The sequence below is a fragment of the Paenibacillus sp. GM1FR genome (assembly GCF_002803315.1).
Classification (GTDB): Bacteria; Bacillota; Bacilli; order Paenibacillales; family Paenibacillaceae; genus Paenibacillus; species Paenibacillus amylolyticus.
On sequence record NZ_MKZL01000010.1, the window covers coordinates 43838 to 60255 of the forward strand.

Below are 16418 nucleotides of genomic sequence, written 5' to 3' on the forward strand. Positions count from 1 at the left end.
GAGCAGCCTTTTTGTGTTTTCCAGTTCTGATGCCCATCCATTGGATTTTATTAATTTTTTTAGTCGGAGCAACCGATAAACAAATAGAAGGCAATACCCTTAATCTCCCTGTGTCTCAAGGGAGAACTGGTTGCACATAGAGAGTGAGGGGTTCAGTTGGAAGCATACCGTTCATTTATCTTTCGCCTGATACGCAATTATCTGATCGGTTCACTGGCAGCTGTTTTTGTTGTCGGTACAGTAGTTATGGTATCTACTCTGCAAATACCCAATATTCAATTTGTTCGACTCATCTTCATTGTACTGATTTCACTCTTGTTCATGCTGGTTGCAGAATTAATTACGCTGTGGGTACAGCTTGGCCCCATAAGACAATTTTTCAATTCCGAGCACCACGAGAGAGACGAATTGAACCACATGTATGAGAAAATTCATCGTTTCCCGGGACAGACCATATATCGGATCATGGGTCCGCACATGCTTGGCTTCTCACTTCCGGCAGCCGGATTAACAATATGGATGATATCCACAGGGTGGCTTGAATTTCCTTACTTCTATACTGTCGTGGCCGCTGCGTGTGCCTTTCTGATTGCCATCATGCATGCGCTGATTGAGTATTACCTAACGGTGCGGGCGATTAGACCCCTGTTACTTGAGATTCGACATCGAGGCAAAGTCCAATACGGGATGGAACCTTCACTGGGAGGGCGCATCCTGGTATCGATCCAGCGTAAATTTCAGCTAAGTACGGCACTGATTGGCTTATTTCCTCTATTTCTATTTTTCCTGGCTACATATATCCGACTTCAGTATATGGACAGTGAATTTGCGAAAGAGTACATACTGTGGGGAATTCTCATCGTTGTTCTGGGCGCGGGGTTTGCGCTGGTGGGAAGCTGGCTGTTGATTCGTGATGTTCGTGATCCAGTTGCTGAACTGACGCATGAGATGAACCGAATTCAGGGGGGAGATCTTGGCAGACGAGCTCCGGATCTATATGCGGATGAGTTTTCGGCACTGATCTCCGGCTTTAATATGATGATTAATCGGCTGGAGATGAGACAGGAACGCAATCGACAGCTGTTGCAAAGTTATTTTTCTACACTGGCTGCTGCTTTGGACGCCCGAGATAAGTACACAGCAGGGCATTCCATGCGTGTGGCAGAGTATTCGCTGATGATTGGCAAGTTGAGCGGAATGAATGAGGAACAGGCGGATTTATTGTACAAATCAGCCCTGCTTCATGATATCGGGAAAATCGGCATACCTGATGAGGTACTGCTGAAGGATGGAAAACTAAGCGATGAGGAATTCGCGATTATTCGTACACATCCCGTGCAGGGAGAGAGCATTCTGCTCCAGATAGAACCCATTGATGCCATGGCCGACTTTCTGCCTGGTGTACGATCTCACCATGAGAGATATGATGGCAAAGGATACCCGGATGGTATGGCTGGTGATGATATTCCCCTCTTTGGCCGCATCATTGCGGTAGCGGATGCCTTTGATGCCATGACGTCTGATCGACCCTATCGGAATGGGATGAGTCACGAGAAAGCGCTAACGATTTTGGAAGAAGGAAAAGGGACCCAATGGGACCCCTATTTTGCAGGTTTGTTTATTGATGAATGGAGACGACAACAGCATCTTCAGAAACCATCGAAGTGAGGGATCAGCTGATTCCCTCTGTCCACTTCGATTCTTTTCTGCGTCTCCGGTGTAGAGCGAGGCCAGTTATGATGGTGAGAACACATTCGCCGAGTATGACTGCACCCAAGGCGTCATAGATCACATGTTGTTTGATCATTAGCGTGGATACTATAATGGTTGCTGCCCCGGCGGCCACCAAAATCTTGATGGGTTTGCGGATGCTTGGAACCGAGAGAACGGCACGCATAACCAGATAAGAGTGAAGAGAATGAATACTTGGAAAACAATTATAAGGACGATCCTGGCTATAGAGCCATCCGAGAACAGATGCTCCCAGGCCTGTACCCGTCAGTTCCGGGCGCGGTACCATGGTCTGAAAGTTGAAGTAGATCAGATAACATATCCAGACACAGATATTCATGGATAACAAGACGCGGTAATACGTCAGGCGATCCTTGGCACACAGGTAAGCGAGCACACCGAATACAAACGGGTACCAGCCTAAATATGGAATGGACATGCCAGGCACGTAGGGAATGATCCGGTCGAGCGGCGAATCAAGCACTACGAACCCGCGTTCTGGACTATTAAGAATATCATAGAAGAGCCCCATGACAGCCAAAGACAGCATTAAACTCAATGACAGCCAATAGGATTTGCTTTTTAACAATTGCACAACACCTTACTCCTTTCATTCATGCTCCCTAGGAGCATGACCCCAGCAAATAACTAATTCAAATTTAAACAACAATATATTCTACTACGACCAGCGCACAAATTGAATCCTGATTTGTGTATTTTTGTGTATTTTTTTGACGAAGAAGGAATGCCGAAGCTTCAATGGGCATGATATGATAGAGACACATACCGACGAAGGCACTTTGGCCAGTAAAGTCGGTTCAACAGGAGTGAGTGAATGCAATTTTCAAAAATGTTCGTATTGAATATGGGGATGCTTATTACCATTGCATATCTTGCTAGTGTGTTCTATAAATATGTCGTAATACGTACCTCTTCCCGAGTGAAGCAGGTTAGTTCCGTGCTTGTCCTTATATTTGCAGGCTGGATCAGTACGGTTTTTGGGTTTCAACTCACCGATGAAGTGGTCTTTGATCTTCGATATGTTCCTTTAATTGTGGCCGTTCTAACGTATAGACAACCCTATAGCGTAATTATCGTGGGTATTGGAATTGGGCTGTCGAGGCTGACTTTTGGCATCACGGATGCTACATTGGCGGCAGTACTTAACATGTCTATTTTGGGCGTGATATGTGCAGGTCTGAATATATGGATGAGACGCAGCAACTACAGGCTGATTATTAAAGGAATCCTTGTTACAGTTATCGTCAATGTGGTCAATAGTGTAAACATTGCTATCGTTGGTGTGATCCCGGCTACATACTTCTTTTCACATATTATGCCTTATACACTCCCTACAGGTATTTTGCTGAGCCTTATTTTTGCATTTATTTTACGTGATTTTCAGAATGAACAGAATCGAATTTTGTTGATCCAGAGTACAAACCGGCTTTTATCTGTGCAAAAGGAAGAGTTACAGAAAGCCCAGATTGTACTGGAGGATCGAGCGAAACAATTGATGATTGCCTCACAGTACAAATCCGAATTTCTCGCCAATATGTCCCATGAACTGCGTACACCACTGAACAGTGTCATTAACTTTGCCCAGATGATCAGCGAGAATGCCGACACGATGGATCAGGAGGATATTATACGTTTTGCCAATATGATCGACCACTCCGGGCAGGAACTGCTTACGCTCATTAACGATATTCTGGATCTTTCCAAAGTAGAAGCGGGGCGGCTGGATATTGTACTCGAGGATATCAGTGTCGCACAACTTACAGAAGATGCCATGAGCCACTTTCAGCTTGTTGCCGAGAAAAAAGGTATTCAGTTGGTTCTGAACAAAAAAACGGGACTGCCCGAGACGCTCTGGTCTGATCCCCAGCGGGTTCAACAGATTTTGCGGAATCTGATGTCCAATGCCATCAAGTTCACTCACCGGGGGAAGGTCACGCTGATCGTAAGCACCAAGCAGATTAAGAATGCAGGCATTCAGAATCGATGGCTTATTTTCTCCGTCCAGGATACAGGTATTGGCATTTCTGAGGACAAGCATCATTCCATATTTGAAGCATTTCAGCAGGCTGACGGGTCGATTAGTCGAAAATTTGGCGGTACCGGACTAGGCCTGTCAATCAGTCGGGATTTAGCGAGATTACTGGGGGGATCGATTGAACTTGAGAGCGCTGAAGGTAAAGGAAGCACCTTCCATCTCTATCTCCCGTTGGACCGTGAAAAAATGAGTTGACAACCTTCGCGCCGTGAGTAGAATTTGGGATGACAACTAGCATCGACCGGCTTTTGAGACCCGGTCTAAGGAGTGTATCCCCATACAGAAGACGGTCAACGTTAACCCTCCCCCGTTAGCAAGCAAACCACGGCGCAAGGGTTCGACACAACGCACGAATTTATCGATTGCAACATGGGAGGGTGTACCGGCAATTATTTTACAGACCTTGCTGGGAGGCCCATTTTTAACCGGATTTCTGCTGTACCTTGGGGCCGGGTCGAGACATATCGGCTTTGTGCTCGCGATTACGACGTTTGTAAACATTGCCCAGATCGGAGCAGCTTACTGGATGCAGCGTATTCGCAGCCGTAAACGTATGCTGCTGTTATTTGTGGGCACACATCGCATCTTGTGGAGTGCAACGGGACTGATCCCGTTTATATTCCCCAAAGAGTGGTGGGTAAGTGTATATATTGGCGTGTATACGGTTGCTTTTATATCAAATACCATCGGCGGTATGATCTGGACTTCACTGATTGGCGATATCGTACCTGCTAAGGTGAGAGGGCGTTATTTTGGAATTCGAAATACGATTCTGAATGCTCTTGGAAGCGTATGCTTATTCGCAGGCGGTATTGTTTTGGACCGTTACCCGGGAGAAATGGGCTTTCTGATCCTGTTTATTCCGGTTTGGATCTGTGCCATTGCCAATACAGTCATCTATTTCTTCTATCCGGACGTTCCCTTCGAACGTTCTACCGAAAAGGTTTTCTGGCGCATGTTCATCAAGCCGTTCCAGGATCGTTCTTTCCTGAAAGCAACGCTGTTCCTGGCTTCATGGTTATTGATCCAGACCTTGATTGTTCCGCTTTATTCCTATGTTATGCTCGATTTATTGAACATCAATTATCAGACGGTATCCCTGATCACGGTAGTCCAGACGCTGGTTATGATGGCCGGTTTCTATGTTTGGGGTAATCTGAATGCCAGATTCAGTAACAAAACCCTCCTATTTTGGACATTGCCAGTCATTGCACTCTCCTGTTTGTCATGGGGTTTAATGTCGTTCATGCCCGTATTGATCGCACTATTTCTATCTCATATTTTCCTTGGGATCGGGGTAGGTGGATTCAACCAGCTGGCATTTAACTTTACGATTGGAGACACACCCAAAAGTGAAAGACCGATGTTTGTCGCGGTGTATTCGGCTCTGACCGGAGTCACTTCGTTTCTTGGGCCGTTGTTGGGAGGCTGGTTGTATGAAAAGATGGAAACCTGGTCTGATGCGCTGGCCTGGATCTCAGCCTATGGATTTCAGATGGGGGTTGGTGTCGTGATGCTGATTCTGACATTTACCCTTGGACGTCGTGTACTGTTAAAATAGATATTGAATATTTACACGGGCACTTCGATGACAGAACAACCTTGTAAATGATTAGGTTGATCATATGTATCTGGTATGACTTCAAAAAAGATGGCGAAGTGGAGGGATGTAATTGAATCGTCTCGAACGGAAAGCCATGGTGATTGGAGCCACGGGGCTTGTAGGCGAATTACTGGTTCATAATCTGCTGGAGCACCCAGCATACAGCTTGGTTCGCGTTCTGGTTAGACGTCCGCTTGAGCTGCAACATCCCAAACTGGAACAGCATGTGGTGGATTGGGAACAGCTGGAGAGCCAAGATCACTTATTCGATGGAATCGATGACCTGTACTGTTGTTTGGGGACAACGATCAAAAAAGCAGGCAGTCAGGACAATTTCCGTCAGGTGGATTATCAGTACCCGGTTCGTGCAGCTACGATTGCGAAGCAACATGGTGTAGTACAGATGCTGGTGATCTCCTCCATGGGAGCGAGTGCAGGTTCCCGGGTCTTTTACAGTCGGACCAAAGGGGAAATGGAGGATGCATTGTCCGATATCGGTTTTCCGTCATTGCATATCTTCCGCCCTTCCTTAATTCTGGGAGATCGAAACGAGAAGCGGTTTGGTGAGCAGATGGCTGCCTATGCCATGAAATTTCTGGATCGCTGGATGAAAGGCAGAGCGGACAAATACCGGGCGGTCCACGCCGCAACCATTGCACAGGCCATGACCAATATTGCGCTGGTGCAAACCAAGGGAAACCATGTGTATTCAAATGAAGTCATTCATGTCCTTGGTGTGGACGGGGGCTAAGAAACCTTTGAACGAGCTATTTGCTTCATGTGGTTAGTTAGGAGCGTTTCTCGCTTGAGGTAGATCGTGGTATAATAGGCAACAAAAATGAGTTCGAACCCTGACTCCATGCGGCAGCAGGATAACGAACACGAAGGAGAACTCGTCCATGAAAAAACCAATCTCTACCGATCAGGCGCCAGGCGCCATTGGTCCATACAGTCAAGCCGTTGAAGCAGGCGATTTCATCTACACTTCCGGACAGCTTGGTCTGAATCCTCAAACGGGAGAGTTCGGCGCAGATGTACAGGAGCAGACACGTCTGTCCTTGAGCAATGTGAAGGCTATTCTTGAAGCAGCAGGTACAAGTATGGATAAAATCGTGAAAACGACGGTGTTCCTGAAAGACATGAATGACTTCGTTCCTGTGAATGAAGTGTATAGCACGTTCTTCGAACAGCCTTATCCTGCACGCAGTGCAGTGGAAGTTGCTCGTTTGCCAAAAGATGCACTGGTGGAGATTGAAGTTATTGCCCTTAAATAGGACAACCTTCATTCGCTCGGGTATACATAAAAAGCCGATTTCAGGTCGAATGACCAGAATCGGCTTTTTGCTTTATGTTTTTTCGTTACATTTAAGCGGTATATAGAAGGGGGAATCTCAATCGCGATCCTGATTACGGGCGAAGAACAACCATACCGCGTAGATGGCCAGTACGATCGCAATGATGATTGCCGTATAATATACGGAAGTGACATCCTTTTGTTTAAGTGCAATGGCGATATACGCCCATGTGAATACAAGAGGGTATATGCTATCGCGATAACGGAAGCTAACGAGTACAGCCAGCACCATACCCACAATCAGCATAATGATCGTCCAGGTCGGTTCGCTGATACCAAAACCATCCCAGCCAATTTTATATAACAGCACCGCTGCATTGACAATCGTTGCCACGCTAATCCATCCAAGATAGATGCTGAATGGCAGCTTCACAAGCCAGATCTCAGCAGTGGTTGGAACCGTAACGGTACGTGTTTTTACATACAGCATGATCAGGCACAACAGAAGCAGTACAATAATCAGTAAAGCGAGACCGGTCTGCAAGTTTTGAAAAGCAAAAATCCAGGCTACGTTGAAAGCGCAGCTTGCCAGGAACCAATACCCGAGACGGGTAATCGAATCCCTTTTCCAAGAAGCGGGCACGAACTGATAGATCACAAACCCTGCCAACAGCAAGTAGATCAGACCCCATATAGAGAAGGCATAGCCAGAAGGTGTGAGCAGCACAGGGTACATATCCGATACTTCTTTATTGGTCTTGCCTCCGATTGGCAGAGCGTTGGAGAGGTAGTTCACGATAATTACAGCGATAAAACCAATGGCGTTTAACCACTTGTACGGATTGTTACGTGACATTGTGTTTCCTCCTTGGTTTAACGAATGAATGAACCACGGGTCAGTCTACAATGAATATACCCAGTTCTTGCACATTCTAATAACAGCCGCAAAAAATTCACAAGTTGATCCTTCAGATCCTTGTGCTCTGCCGCTTATGTTGGAACGGCACTCTGTCCCAATGTACGCGAAACGAAGCAGAAATATGTCCATGCCCACGATGTCCCACTAGAAGAGGAGGAAGAGAAATGATCACAAGAGAAACGATGGAGCAACAGCAAACCTGGTTCTATGTAGTTGCACTGTTCGTAGGAGCAGTGATAGGGCTGAGTAATCCGGTATGGGGGAATGTTTTACACTACACCGTGTCCCCGGTTCTTGCCGTTCTGTTATACAGCATGTTTGTACAGATTCCCTTTTTACAGTTAAAAGAGTCTTGGTCCAACCTTCGATTTATGGGTGCGCTACTGGTGGCTAATTTTATCGTTGTACCTGTAGTTGTATGGTTGCTCACACTTGTCTTTCCGCAATCACCAGGTGTTCTGATCGGAGTCTATCTGGTACTGTTAACACCCTGTATTGATTACGTCATTGTGTTCACACAACTCGGCAGGGGTGATGAGAAACTGATGCTCGCCGCAACACCTTTTTTATTTGTTATACAAATGATATTGTTGCCGTTTTATTTATGGCTATTGATGGGTACCGAGGTGGCGCAGATCATGCAGTTAGGGCCGTTTGTAGAGGCTTTTCTGTTCCTGATCGTTATTCCACTGCTGCTCGCTGTTGTTACACAAGTTTTCTCCAGAGGTAAAGTAAGCGGGGAGCGGGTCATGAATGGGACGGCATGGCTGCCGGTTCCGATGATGGCACTTGCGCTGATCGTGGTTGTCGCTTCCCAGATTGGCAAAGTCTACAATGATATAGCGATTATCGTGAACGTGATCCCGATCTACGTTTCTTTTCTGATCATTATGCCTTGGATATCTCGGATCATTGCCAATGGGTTTCGATTGAATCCAGGTGCAGGGCGGGCGTTGATTTTCAGTTCAGCCACACGGAATTCGCTGGTTGTTCTGCCGCTGGCACTGGCACTTCCTCCAGAATGGGCAACCATAGCTGCGGCAGTCATTGTTACACAGACGATGGTGGAGCTTGCAGGGGAATTAATCTACATTCGAATTGTACCTGCGGTGATTTTGCGGGATCGGTGAGCGGACTAGGACGTATCTATGTTATGATATATTACAATTAATAAAACCATTTTTGGTAAATAAAAGGGGGAGATGAGAGTTCTTACTTATCGGAAGATCATGTTCTACCTGGATATTGCACTGGTACCATTCATCGTAGTCTTTTTTCCCATAGCAGCTCATACAACGGGAAATAAAGTTTATTATCTCTACTTGGGTATAGCTGTAGCCGCAATCTTTCGGATCGTATCCTATCTTAGAAAAGAAAGAGTCAACAAATCGTCATGATATAGGCTATTTTCTGTAAAAGTAAAATTAAAAAGAGTACTTCCGATGGGTCATGTCGGGAGTACTCTTTTTGATTCGGATCAAATACTCGTTACGTACCCGCCTGCAATAATGTTTTACGATATTCTGCTGGCGTGATGCCTTCCATCTTTTTGAACACTTTGCTGAAATACTTTTCGTCCTGGAATCCAACCATCTCCGAGATTTTGACGACTCGAAGGGAAGGATTTTGCAGTAACAGCTTGGCGTTGTTGATCCGCAGTTTGCCCAGATATTCCGACCAGTTCAGACCAAATTGCTGTTTGAATTTACGGGAGATATACTCCCGGCTCAGATAGAAACGAGCGGCAATCTGCTGTAAGGACAGGTCCTCCTGATAATGGGCGTCCATATAACGTGCAATCTCACTCATGGGATCAGGATTGGCATGGTGATGAGCGGTGAGCGCCTTACCGGCCGCAAGCAGTCGTTGTTCCAATGATGAACGAAGCAGGGGGAAGGATAACAGTCCTTCAGCGTCCAAAGGTAACTCGGCAAAGGGAATAGACTGTTCCTCCGTCACTTCTTCCTCATGGAATGACGAACCTGCCGTATCATCAAGCCAACGGCTCAGCATCCATTCCAGCTCATCGATCCATTGCTGGATCTGCTCAGCACTGACAACCGCAAGATCAGTAATCGGGTCAAGCCACTCGGCGACCGCAGCAGCTACACTGGAAGCCCGGCAACTCATGGCTGCCATACGCAGGGGTTCTTCATGGGCGGTTAAACGCCTGATTTTATTCCCATTTGATGATTCCACCGAGGCATGGATTCGCTGTTTAATTTGCACAGCATTACGTCGCCACAACCTTGAACTTGCTTCCAGATAGGCCGCTGATATTCCACCAGGGTAGGACTCACAGGTGGAGATGCCAAAATGAAGCCGGCGCTGAATCGTCTGCTCCAATCCATGATTGACCTTGTCCAGAATATGTTCCAATGAAGTGGATGGACCCCAATGCAGCAGAACAATCTCGTCCGGTTGATCCAACTGGCGAAACATTACGCCTTCCTCTGGTGTGGATAACATCTCGGCACAGATATTGAGTACCGAGAACACAAGCAGGTCCGGTTGACTGCGGTATTTTGCCAGACAATCTGCATCCAGATGGGACAGGCTGGTGACAGCGACACTACAGACAGGGATTAGACAGGGGAGATTTAACTCATCCTGCAATCGCTGCATGTGTGAAGGGCTGCTGCCTCTTCCGACGGCAAGTTCGGTGAGCAGACGATCCTGGTAGTGGGGGCGCATTCGATTAACAACAATGGATTGCCTGGTGGATTGTATCCGAATGGCGTCTTCCTCTTCCCAAGCTGTAACGGCCTTTAATAGAGATGCATTCAGCTCATCTGCTTCCACAGGTTTCAGGAGGTAGTCCATGCCACCATGTCTGATTGCATGCCTCACAAGTTCAAAATCATCATATCCGCTGATAACCAGCACCTTGCTGTGTGGGGCATGAGCCGATATCCATTCAAGCAATGCCATACCGTCCTTGCCCGGCATCCGCATGTCACTGAGTATGATTTGAGGTTGATGTGCCGTGATGGCGGCGATGGCTTCATCCCCGTCTGCTGCTTCAAGTAATGTATCAATGCCAAACTCTTCCCAATGACCAAGCAACCTTATGGCATCGCGGACATGTTTTTCATCATCTACAAGCAGTGCCTTCATGTTGTTCACTCTCCCGCGTATAGTTTAACCGTGATCTTCACACCATTGGGTTCCCGATTGTTGATCTCAAGCCTGGCTGAGTGACCGGGATGTGAGTTCAATTGAAGTCGGCGTATTACATTTCGTAGACCGATGGATTCAGACTCGTCGGATTCTTGTGTGGATAACCCGGTTGTTGTATGACTTTGATGTAGCCATCCGCAGATCTCCAGTAATTTTTCTTCAGGTATGGAGGGACCGTTATTATTCAGTTCGATTTCAATCCAATGATCGTTGATCCGGCGGCTGGATAGGGATATTTGACCTTTGCCAGGCTGAATATCTGCTCCATGTTTGAAATAGTTCTCAATTAAAGGTTGTAACGTCATTCTTGGCATTTCGACAGACAGGGTATCTTCGGCAAAATCCAAATCCACCTCAAGGCGGTCACCAAACCGCTCCTGCTGCAGTTCCAGATATAATCGGGCATGCTCCGCCTCTTCGCGTAAGGTCACGCAGGTCTGATCCCGCATGCTGTAGCGCAGCATTTTGGACAGGCTAGAGAGTAGTGTATACGCCCGTTGTCCTTGCTGTTGAAGGGCAAGTGTACCGATCGATTGCAGTGTATTATACAGAAAATGCGGATGAATCTGCGCTTGCAATGCTTTGAGTTGATTCGTTTTATTGGCGATTTCGAGTCGATATTCCCGCAAAATAAGATTGTTTACCGTATCCATCATATCTCGGAAATGACGAGCGAGTACCCCGAATTCATCTCGGCTGGATAGATGGATATCCACATGCAGACGCCCGGCTTGAATCTGGTTCATATACCGCATGAGTTGCTTGAGCGGACCGGTGATTCGTATGGAGATGAACAAGGTTGCAACAATGACCAATACAAGTGCCGCAATGGCAATCATCGCGTTATTCCACGTAAGTGTGGTGGCTCTGGCATATAACGTCTCATTTGGGATCTGTTTGACGATGGTCCAGTCGGCGTACGTGCTGCCAAGCTGCTGGTATACATACATGGAACGATCCTGTTCAAAATGTCCTGCGACATTCTGGGCTGTACCAGCGCCAGTTCGCGCGATATTCAGTTCACTGGCCGTTTCCTCTCGCAGTGCATCCGTATGATTGGCCTCGGAACGTCCTTGGTAAATGATCTGATTCTGACCATCCACAACATAGATCTGTTCCTTAGCCGGATCATACAACCTGCCGGTTATCGCTGCAATGGTATTCATATTCAGATCAATGGCGAGTACACCCAGACGCTCGGTGGACGGAATATCCTTGATCACCCGATGCAGGGTAATGACTGTTCTTGCAGGGTCATCGGGGGAGGCGGCCTTGAATCCGTACGTGTGACTCATGTGGGCCGATTCCACCCAAATATCAGGGCTGTCACCGCCTGTTTTTCCATGAAGCGAGCCGGAATAGGCCTGTTTTCGTTCCTCCCGCTTCGGAAAGGGATTTGTAATTAAGGTGGATTGATTAGCGGCAAAAGAGTGCAAATACAGCTGGAATACATCCGGCACAGCCGCGCGTATTGTCTGCAAAGTGGTGTACACCTCGGCAACCGCACGATAATCCCCAGGAATTTTTGCCAAGTTACGCAGAAAGTTCGGGTCGTTATACACAGCGAGCGACGCTCTGGCCACGTTATCCACATAGTTATTGAGATTGGTGGACGCTTGGTAGATCAGGCGTTTGTTTTCTTCCACAGCTTGTTCCCGCAGGGCTGTCTTGGTCTGGATAAACGTCATGCTGATCGATGCGAGCAGTGGAAGTGTGGTAGCAATGAGCATAAAGGCAATCAATTTGGTGCGTATACTGTAGTATTTGGACATCGGAACACCCCTTCTGGTTGCAGGTTAAGAGAGGACAATATTTTACCCCCAACTGTTCACAAGGGTCGGTGTTTCCCTCGGCGATAATGGGGTTTAATAGAAAAAGAGACCAATTTCATCCATCTATAGAAGGGGAGAACGATATGAAGCATCGCAAATCTTCACAGCTGTTACAGCAGCTTGTGTTCGTGGGTCCCTCCATCGTGTTTTTTATTCTCATCATCGTGGTCCCTTTCCTGCTTGGCATGGTATATTCCTTCACGGATTGGAACGGGGTATCCGAGAACATTAATTGGGTAGGGTTTGATAACTTCGTGCATGTGTTTGCGAATGATCCCAAGTTCCAAACGGCGTTTTGGTTTACGGTGCGCTTCACCGTGGTTGGTGTTGTACTGACCAATGTGATTGGCTTTTTCCTGGCGTATTTCCTGACCAAACCGCTCAAGACGAGAAACATTCTGCGTACGATCTTTTTTATGCCTAACGTGATCGGTGGGTTGTTGCTCGGCTTTATCTGGCAGTTCATATTTGTGAAAGGGTTTTCAGCAGTAGGCGATGTAACCGGCTGGTCCTTCTTCAACCTTCCTTGGCTGGGAGACGAACCAACCGCCTTCTGGGGAATCGTGATTGTGTTTGTATGGCAGACCGCAGGATATCTGATGGTTATCTACATCTCATCTCTGACAAATGTATCCCCTGATCTGCTGGAAGCTGCCGAGATTGATGGCGCAAGTCGCTGGCAGGTACTGCGGAGCATCATTCTTCCGCTCATTATGCCAGGTGTAACGATCTGTCTGTTCCTAGCGATCTCCTGGTCGTTCAAAATGTTCGATCTCAATCTGTCACTGACCAAAGGTGGACCGTTCGGATCAACAGAGTCGGTTGCACTTAATATTTACAATGAAGCCTTTGTGAATAACAGATATGGCATCGGAACCGCCAAAGCGCTCGTGTTCTTCGTAATCGTTGCCATCATCACCATGATTCAGGTACGTCTGACGAAGAGCAAGGAGGTAGAAGCCTAATGGAGACGACGAAAAATTACCGCTTCAGTACCATTGTAACCGAGATTGTCATGGTACTCCTTGGACTTTTATTCCTGGTTCCGTTTTACTTCCTGTTCGTGAATTCGGTCAAAACCTTCGGTGATCTACTCACCAATTCGGCTGCATGGCCGGAAGTATTTCAGTGGGGCAATTATGCTAACGCTTGGGAGAAAATTAACTTCCCGTCCGCGCTGATGAACTCGCTTATCGTTACTGTGGTCAGCAATCTGTTGCTTGTGCTGATCAGTTCCATGGCCGCGTACCGAATGGTCCGCAGCGATACCCGGTTCAACCGTATTTTGTTCGGCATGTTCATTGCCGCGATGGTGATTCCGTTCCAGTCTATCATGATTCCACTTGTTACTGTAACCAGTAATCTGGGATTGATCGACAGCCTTGGCGGCCTCATTATCTGTTATCTCGGTTTCGGGGCACCGATGTCTGTCTTCCTGTTCCACGGATTCGTAAAATCCGTCCCACTGGAGATTGAGGAAGCGGCTAGGGTAGATGGAAGCTCTGCCTACGGAGTATTCTTCCGGATCGTATTTCCACTCATGAAACCGATGTATGTAACCGTCATCATTCTGAACACACTCTGGATCTGGAATGATTATCTACTACCATCCCTGATCCTGCAAAGCTCCAACCTGCGTACAATCCCGATTGCGACCTTTGCGCTCTTCGGTCAGTACACGAAGCAATGGGATCTGGCTTTGCCAGCACTTGTACTTGGCATTATGCCGATCATTATTTTCTTCCTGTTGATGCAGAAGTATATCATTCAGGGGATTACCGCTGGATCAGTTAAAGGGTGAGGGTGCGAGTGCAGGGTCGCTGTGGCGGAGTGCGAGTACAGGTCGCTGGCGGGATCAAGTTGCGCTTTCGGTCGCTGTTGCTCCTCGGTGGCCTGAATGTATTAGGGCAAGGAAGCCACCGAGTATCAAAGGCGAACGCTCCGCTCCTACATCGCATCCTGATCCCTTTGCTCCCACCTCGCATGGAGGTGTGCAAAGGGAGTCATGCCCGCATAGCTTGGGCATGACTCCTAGGGAAGGGAAAGCATCGATAAAGAGAAAAGAGCAATAAAGGGAAAAGACCAAGAAAGAAGCTTGTATAGCCAGGAACTTCTTCTACAGAGTGAGGGTATGCTCCTTTTTCAAAGCGCTAACGAATCCACCGCATCTTAATAGGTGGATAATCAAGGAATACAAATTGTAACGAATCTCTGAAACGTTATTCGGTTACAAAACAGCGTCAGAGGCTTAAAATTCGACCAAATCGACGAAATAACGTCGCTGTGATTCGTTATAATGGGAACCTGTGCAAATAGGTGCGAATAACGTGCGCTCGGTTCGTTAGAATGAAAACATGCTTCAAGGGAAGGTTATTCTGTCATCGGAGTGCCAGTGTAAATATTCATTAGTGGAACGGTTATACTGAAACTACTATAGGGAGAGTGTATGTATGAAAAGAATGACAAAGTTGACGTTGCTTATGCTGATTGCTTTTTCGGTAATGCTCGCGGGTTGTGGCAATGGGGACAAGAGTGGCAGTCCGGTCAACACGGATGCTCAAGGTGGTGGCGAGGCTGCTGCTGGAGATAAAACCATTAAGATCTTCCAATTCAAAGTCGAAATCGCGGAAGCGCTCAATCGTCTCAAAGCGGAATATGAATCCTCCCATCCAGGTGTCAAACTGGACATTCAAACCGTGGGTGGCGGTAGTGACTACGGTGCTGCATTAAAAGCCAAGTTTGCCGCTGGCGAACAACCGGACATTTTCAACGTAGGTGGTTATCGTGAATTGGATACATGGCTTGAATATCTGGAAGATCTGTCTGGAGAATCATGGGCCAAGGATGCACTCGAAGTAGCCAAAGAGCCAATGACCAAAGACGGCAAGCTCTATGGACAGCCGCTCGCGCTGGAGGGTTATGGTTTCATTTATAACAAAGACCTCTTCCAAAAAGCAGGTATTACCGAAATTCCAACGACGCTGGAACAATTGGATCAAGCGGCACAGAAACTTCAAGCCGCAGGCATTACCCCATTCTCTAACGGGTATCAGGAGTGGTGGGTGCTGGGCAATCATAACGTAAACGTCGCATTTGCAAATCAGGCAGATCCGGTGAAATTCATCCAAGGGCTCAACGAAAGTACGGAGAAGATTCCTGGCAACCAAGTGTTCGCCGACTGGATCAACTTGCTCGACTTAACGCTGAAATACAGCAACAAAAACCCGCTGACAACCGACTACAATACGCAAGTTACGTTGTTTGCGAGTGGAGAAGCGGCGATGATGCAACAAGGGAACTGGACTCAAGTACAGATCGATGGAATCGATCCAGATCTGAATCTGGGTATCCTCCCAATGCCAATTAACAATGAACCCAATGACAAATTGTTTGTCGGCGTGCCGAACTATTGGGTCGTGAACAAGAATTCCCAAGTGAAACCGGAAGCAAAAGAGTTTTTGGAATGGCTCGTAACATCGGATATCGGGAAACAATACATGACAAAAGAATTCAAGTTCATTCCGGCGTTCAGTTCCATCACGGCATCCGAAGAGGATCTGGGTGACCTCGCCACAGAGATCATGAAGTATAGCCAGGAAAATAAAACACTCAGCTGGAACTTCAACCGTTTCCCTGAAGGGGTTCCACAAGAGTATGGCAGCACAATTCAGGCTTACGTTGCAGGCAAATCGGATAAAGCCGGATTGCTCGACGCATTGCAACAGAACTGGGATAGTCTGAAAAAATAATCCGGATCATGGACGGTATCCACAGGTTACCGAAAACTGTTCAGAAATCTTCGG

General features: G+C 47.1%; 13 protein-coding genes. 9 read left to right on the forward strand and 4 right to left on the reverse strand.

What is annotated here, in order from left to right; all coding sequences use genetic code 11:
- Nucleotides 1–156: 156 nt before the first annotated feature.
- On the forward strand, nt 157–1668 hold the full coding sequence (locus PAEAM_RS05745; protein ID WP_100526964.1) for an HD domain-containing phosphohydrolase: 1512 nt from the start codon (nt 157–159) through the stop codon (nt 1666–1668).
- A 4-nt stretch (nt 1669–1672) separates the two neighbouring features.
- Here the strand turns inward: PAEAM_RS05745 and PAEAM_RS05750 are convergent, their stop codons facing one another.
- Complete coding sequence (locus PAEAM_RS05750) at nt 1673–2326, reverse strand: phosphatase PAP2 family protein (RefSeq protein ID WP_036607365.1); 654 nt, start codon at nt 2324–2326, stop codon at nt 1673–1675.
- Nucleotides 2327–2566: 240 nt separating this feature from the next.
- On the opposite strand from PAEAM_RS05750, the gene PAEAM_RS05755 reads away from it, so the two are divergent.
- The 4 genes from PAEAM_RS05755 to PAEAM_RS05770 all read left to right on the forward strand — a co-directional run bounded on the left by PAEAM_RS05755 (nt 2567) and on the right by PAEAM_RS05770 (nt 6664).
- A complete protein-coding gene (locus PAEAM_RS05755) occupies nt 2567–3982 on the forward strand; it encodes a sensor histidine kinase (RefSeq protein WP_100526965.1) in 1416 nt (471 codons plus the stop codon).
- Nucleotides 3983–4190: 208 nt separating this feature from the next.
- On the forward strand, nt 4191–5348 hold the full coding sequence (locus PAEAM_RS05760) for an MFS transporter (RefSeq protein WP_235193865.1): 1158 nt from the start codon (nt 4191–4193) through the stop codon (nt 5346–5348).
- A gap of 136 nt (nt 5349–5484) precedes the next feature.
- The gene (locus PAEAM_RS05765; RefSeq protein WP_100526991.1) at nt 5485–6141 is read left to right on the forward strand and encodes an oxidoreductase; all 657 of its coding nucleotides are present in this window, start codon (nt 5485–5487) and stop codon (nt 6139–6141) included.
- A 148-nt stretch (nt 6142–6289) separates the two neighbouring features.
- Nucleotides 6290–6664 carry a RidA family protein gene (locus tag PAEAM_RS05770; RefSeq protein WP_076290583.1) on the forward strand — a complete coding sequence of 125 codons (375 nt, stop codon included), beginning with the start codon at nt 6290–6292 and terminating at the stop codon, nt 6662–6664.
- Between the two features lie 117 nt (nt 6665–6781).
- On the opposite strand, the gene PAEAM_RS05775 is transcribed toward PAEAM_RS05770, so the two are convergent.
- A complete protein-coding gene (locus PAEAM_RS05775; protein ID WP_100526966.1) occupies nt 6782–7540 on the reverse strand; it encodes a tryptophan-rich sensory protein in 759 nt (252 codons plus the stop codon).
- 227 nt (nt 7541–7767) lie between these two features.
- Here PAEAM_RS05775 and PAEAM_RS05780 point away from each other — a divergent pair, with 227 nt between their 5' ends.
- Complete coding sequence (locus PAEAM_RS05780; protein WP_100526967.1) at nt 7768–8733, forward strand: arsenic resistance protein; 966 nt, start codon at nt 7768–7770, stop codon at nt 8731–8733.
- A 358-nt stretch (nt 8734–9091) separates the two neighbouring features.
- Here PAEAM_RS05780 and PAEAM_RS05785 read toward each other — a convergent pair whose 3' ends face one another.
- Nucleotides 9092–10720 (reverse strand): response regulator, encoded by a 1629-nt coding sequence (locus tag PAEAM_RS05785; RefSeq protein ID WP_100526968.1) that lies wholly within the window; start codon nt 10718–10720, stop codon nt 9092–9094.
- Between the two features lie 5 nt (nt 10721–10725).
- Nucleotides 10726–12555, reverse strand: coding sequence for a cache domain-containing sensor histidine kinase (locus PAEAM_RS05790; protein ID WP_100526969.1), 1830 nt, complete (start codon nt 12553–12555; stop codon nt 10726–10728).
- Between the two features lie 143 nt (nt 12556–12698).
- Between PAEAM_RS05790 and PAEAM_RS05795 the strand changes: the two genes are divergently transcribed.
- From PAEAM_RS05795 to PAEAM_RS05805, 3 genes are all read left to right on the forward strand, one after another.
- Entirely contained in the window at nt 12699–13580 is an 882-nt protein-coding gene (locus tag PAEAM_RS05795; protein WP_036607341.1) for a carbohydrate ABC transporter permease, read from the forward strand.
- Nucleotides 13580–14416 carry a carbohydrate ABC transporter permease gene (locus tag PAEAM_RS05800; RefSeq protein WP_047840283.1) on the forward strand — a complete coding sequence of 279 codons (837 nt, stop codon included), beginning with the start codon at nt 13580–13582 and terminating at the stop codon, nt 14414–14416. The genes PAEAM_RS05795 and PAEAM_RS05800 overlap by 1 nt, the downstream gene beginning before the upstream one ends.
- A 649-nt stretch (nt 14417–15065) precedes the next feature.
- Nucleotides 15066–16364 (forward strand): ABC transporter substrate-binding protein, encoded by a 1299-nt coding sequence (locus PAEAM_RS05805; protein WP_036607334.1) that lies wholly within the window; start codon nt 15066–15068, stop codon nt 16362–16364.
- Nucleotides 16365–16418: the final 54 nt, after the last annotated feature.

Coding starts and splice junctions, on each gene's coding strand:
- PAEAM_RS05805 (WP_036607334.1), top strand. CDS start 15,066: ATGAAAAGAATGACAAAGTTGACGTTGCTTATGCTGATTGCTTTTTCG.
- PAEAM_RS05765 (WP_100526991.1), top strand. CDS start 5,485: ATGGTGATTGGAGCCACGGGGCTTGTAGGCGAATTACTGGTTCATAAT.
- PAEAM_RS05795 (WP_036607341.1), top strand. CDS start 12,699: ATGAAGCATCGCAAATCTTCACAGCTGTTACAGCAGCTTGTGTTCGTG.
- PAEAM_RS05785 (WP_100526968.1), bottom strand. CDS start 10,720: ATGAAGGCACTGCTTGTAGATGATGAAAAACATGTCCGCGATGCCATA.
- PAEAM_RS05800 (WP_047840283.1), top strand. CDS start 13,580: ATGGAGACGACGAAAAATTACCGCTTCAGTACCATTGTAACCGAGATT.
- PAEAM_RS05775 (WP_100526966.1), bottom strand. CDS start 7,540: ATGTCACGTAACAATCCGTACAAGTGGTTAAACGCCATTGGTTTTATC.
- PAEAM_RS05770 (WP_076290583.1), top strand. CDS start 6,290: ATGAAAAAACCAATCTCTACCGATCAGGCGCCAGGCGCCATTGGTCCA.
- PAEAM_RS05780 (WP_100526967.1), top strand. CDS start 7,768: ATGATCACAAGAGAAACGATGGAGCAACAGCAAACCTGGTTCTATGTA.
- PAEAM_RS05755 (WP_100526965.1), top strand. CDS start 2,567: ATGCAATTTTCAAAAATGTTCGTATTGAATATGGGGATGCTTATTACC.
- PAEAM_RS05790 (WP_100526969.1), bottom strand. CDS start 12,555: ATGTCCAAATACTACAGTATACGCACCAAATTGATTGCCTTTATGCTC.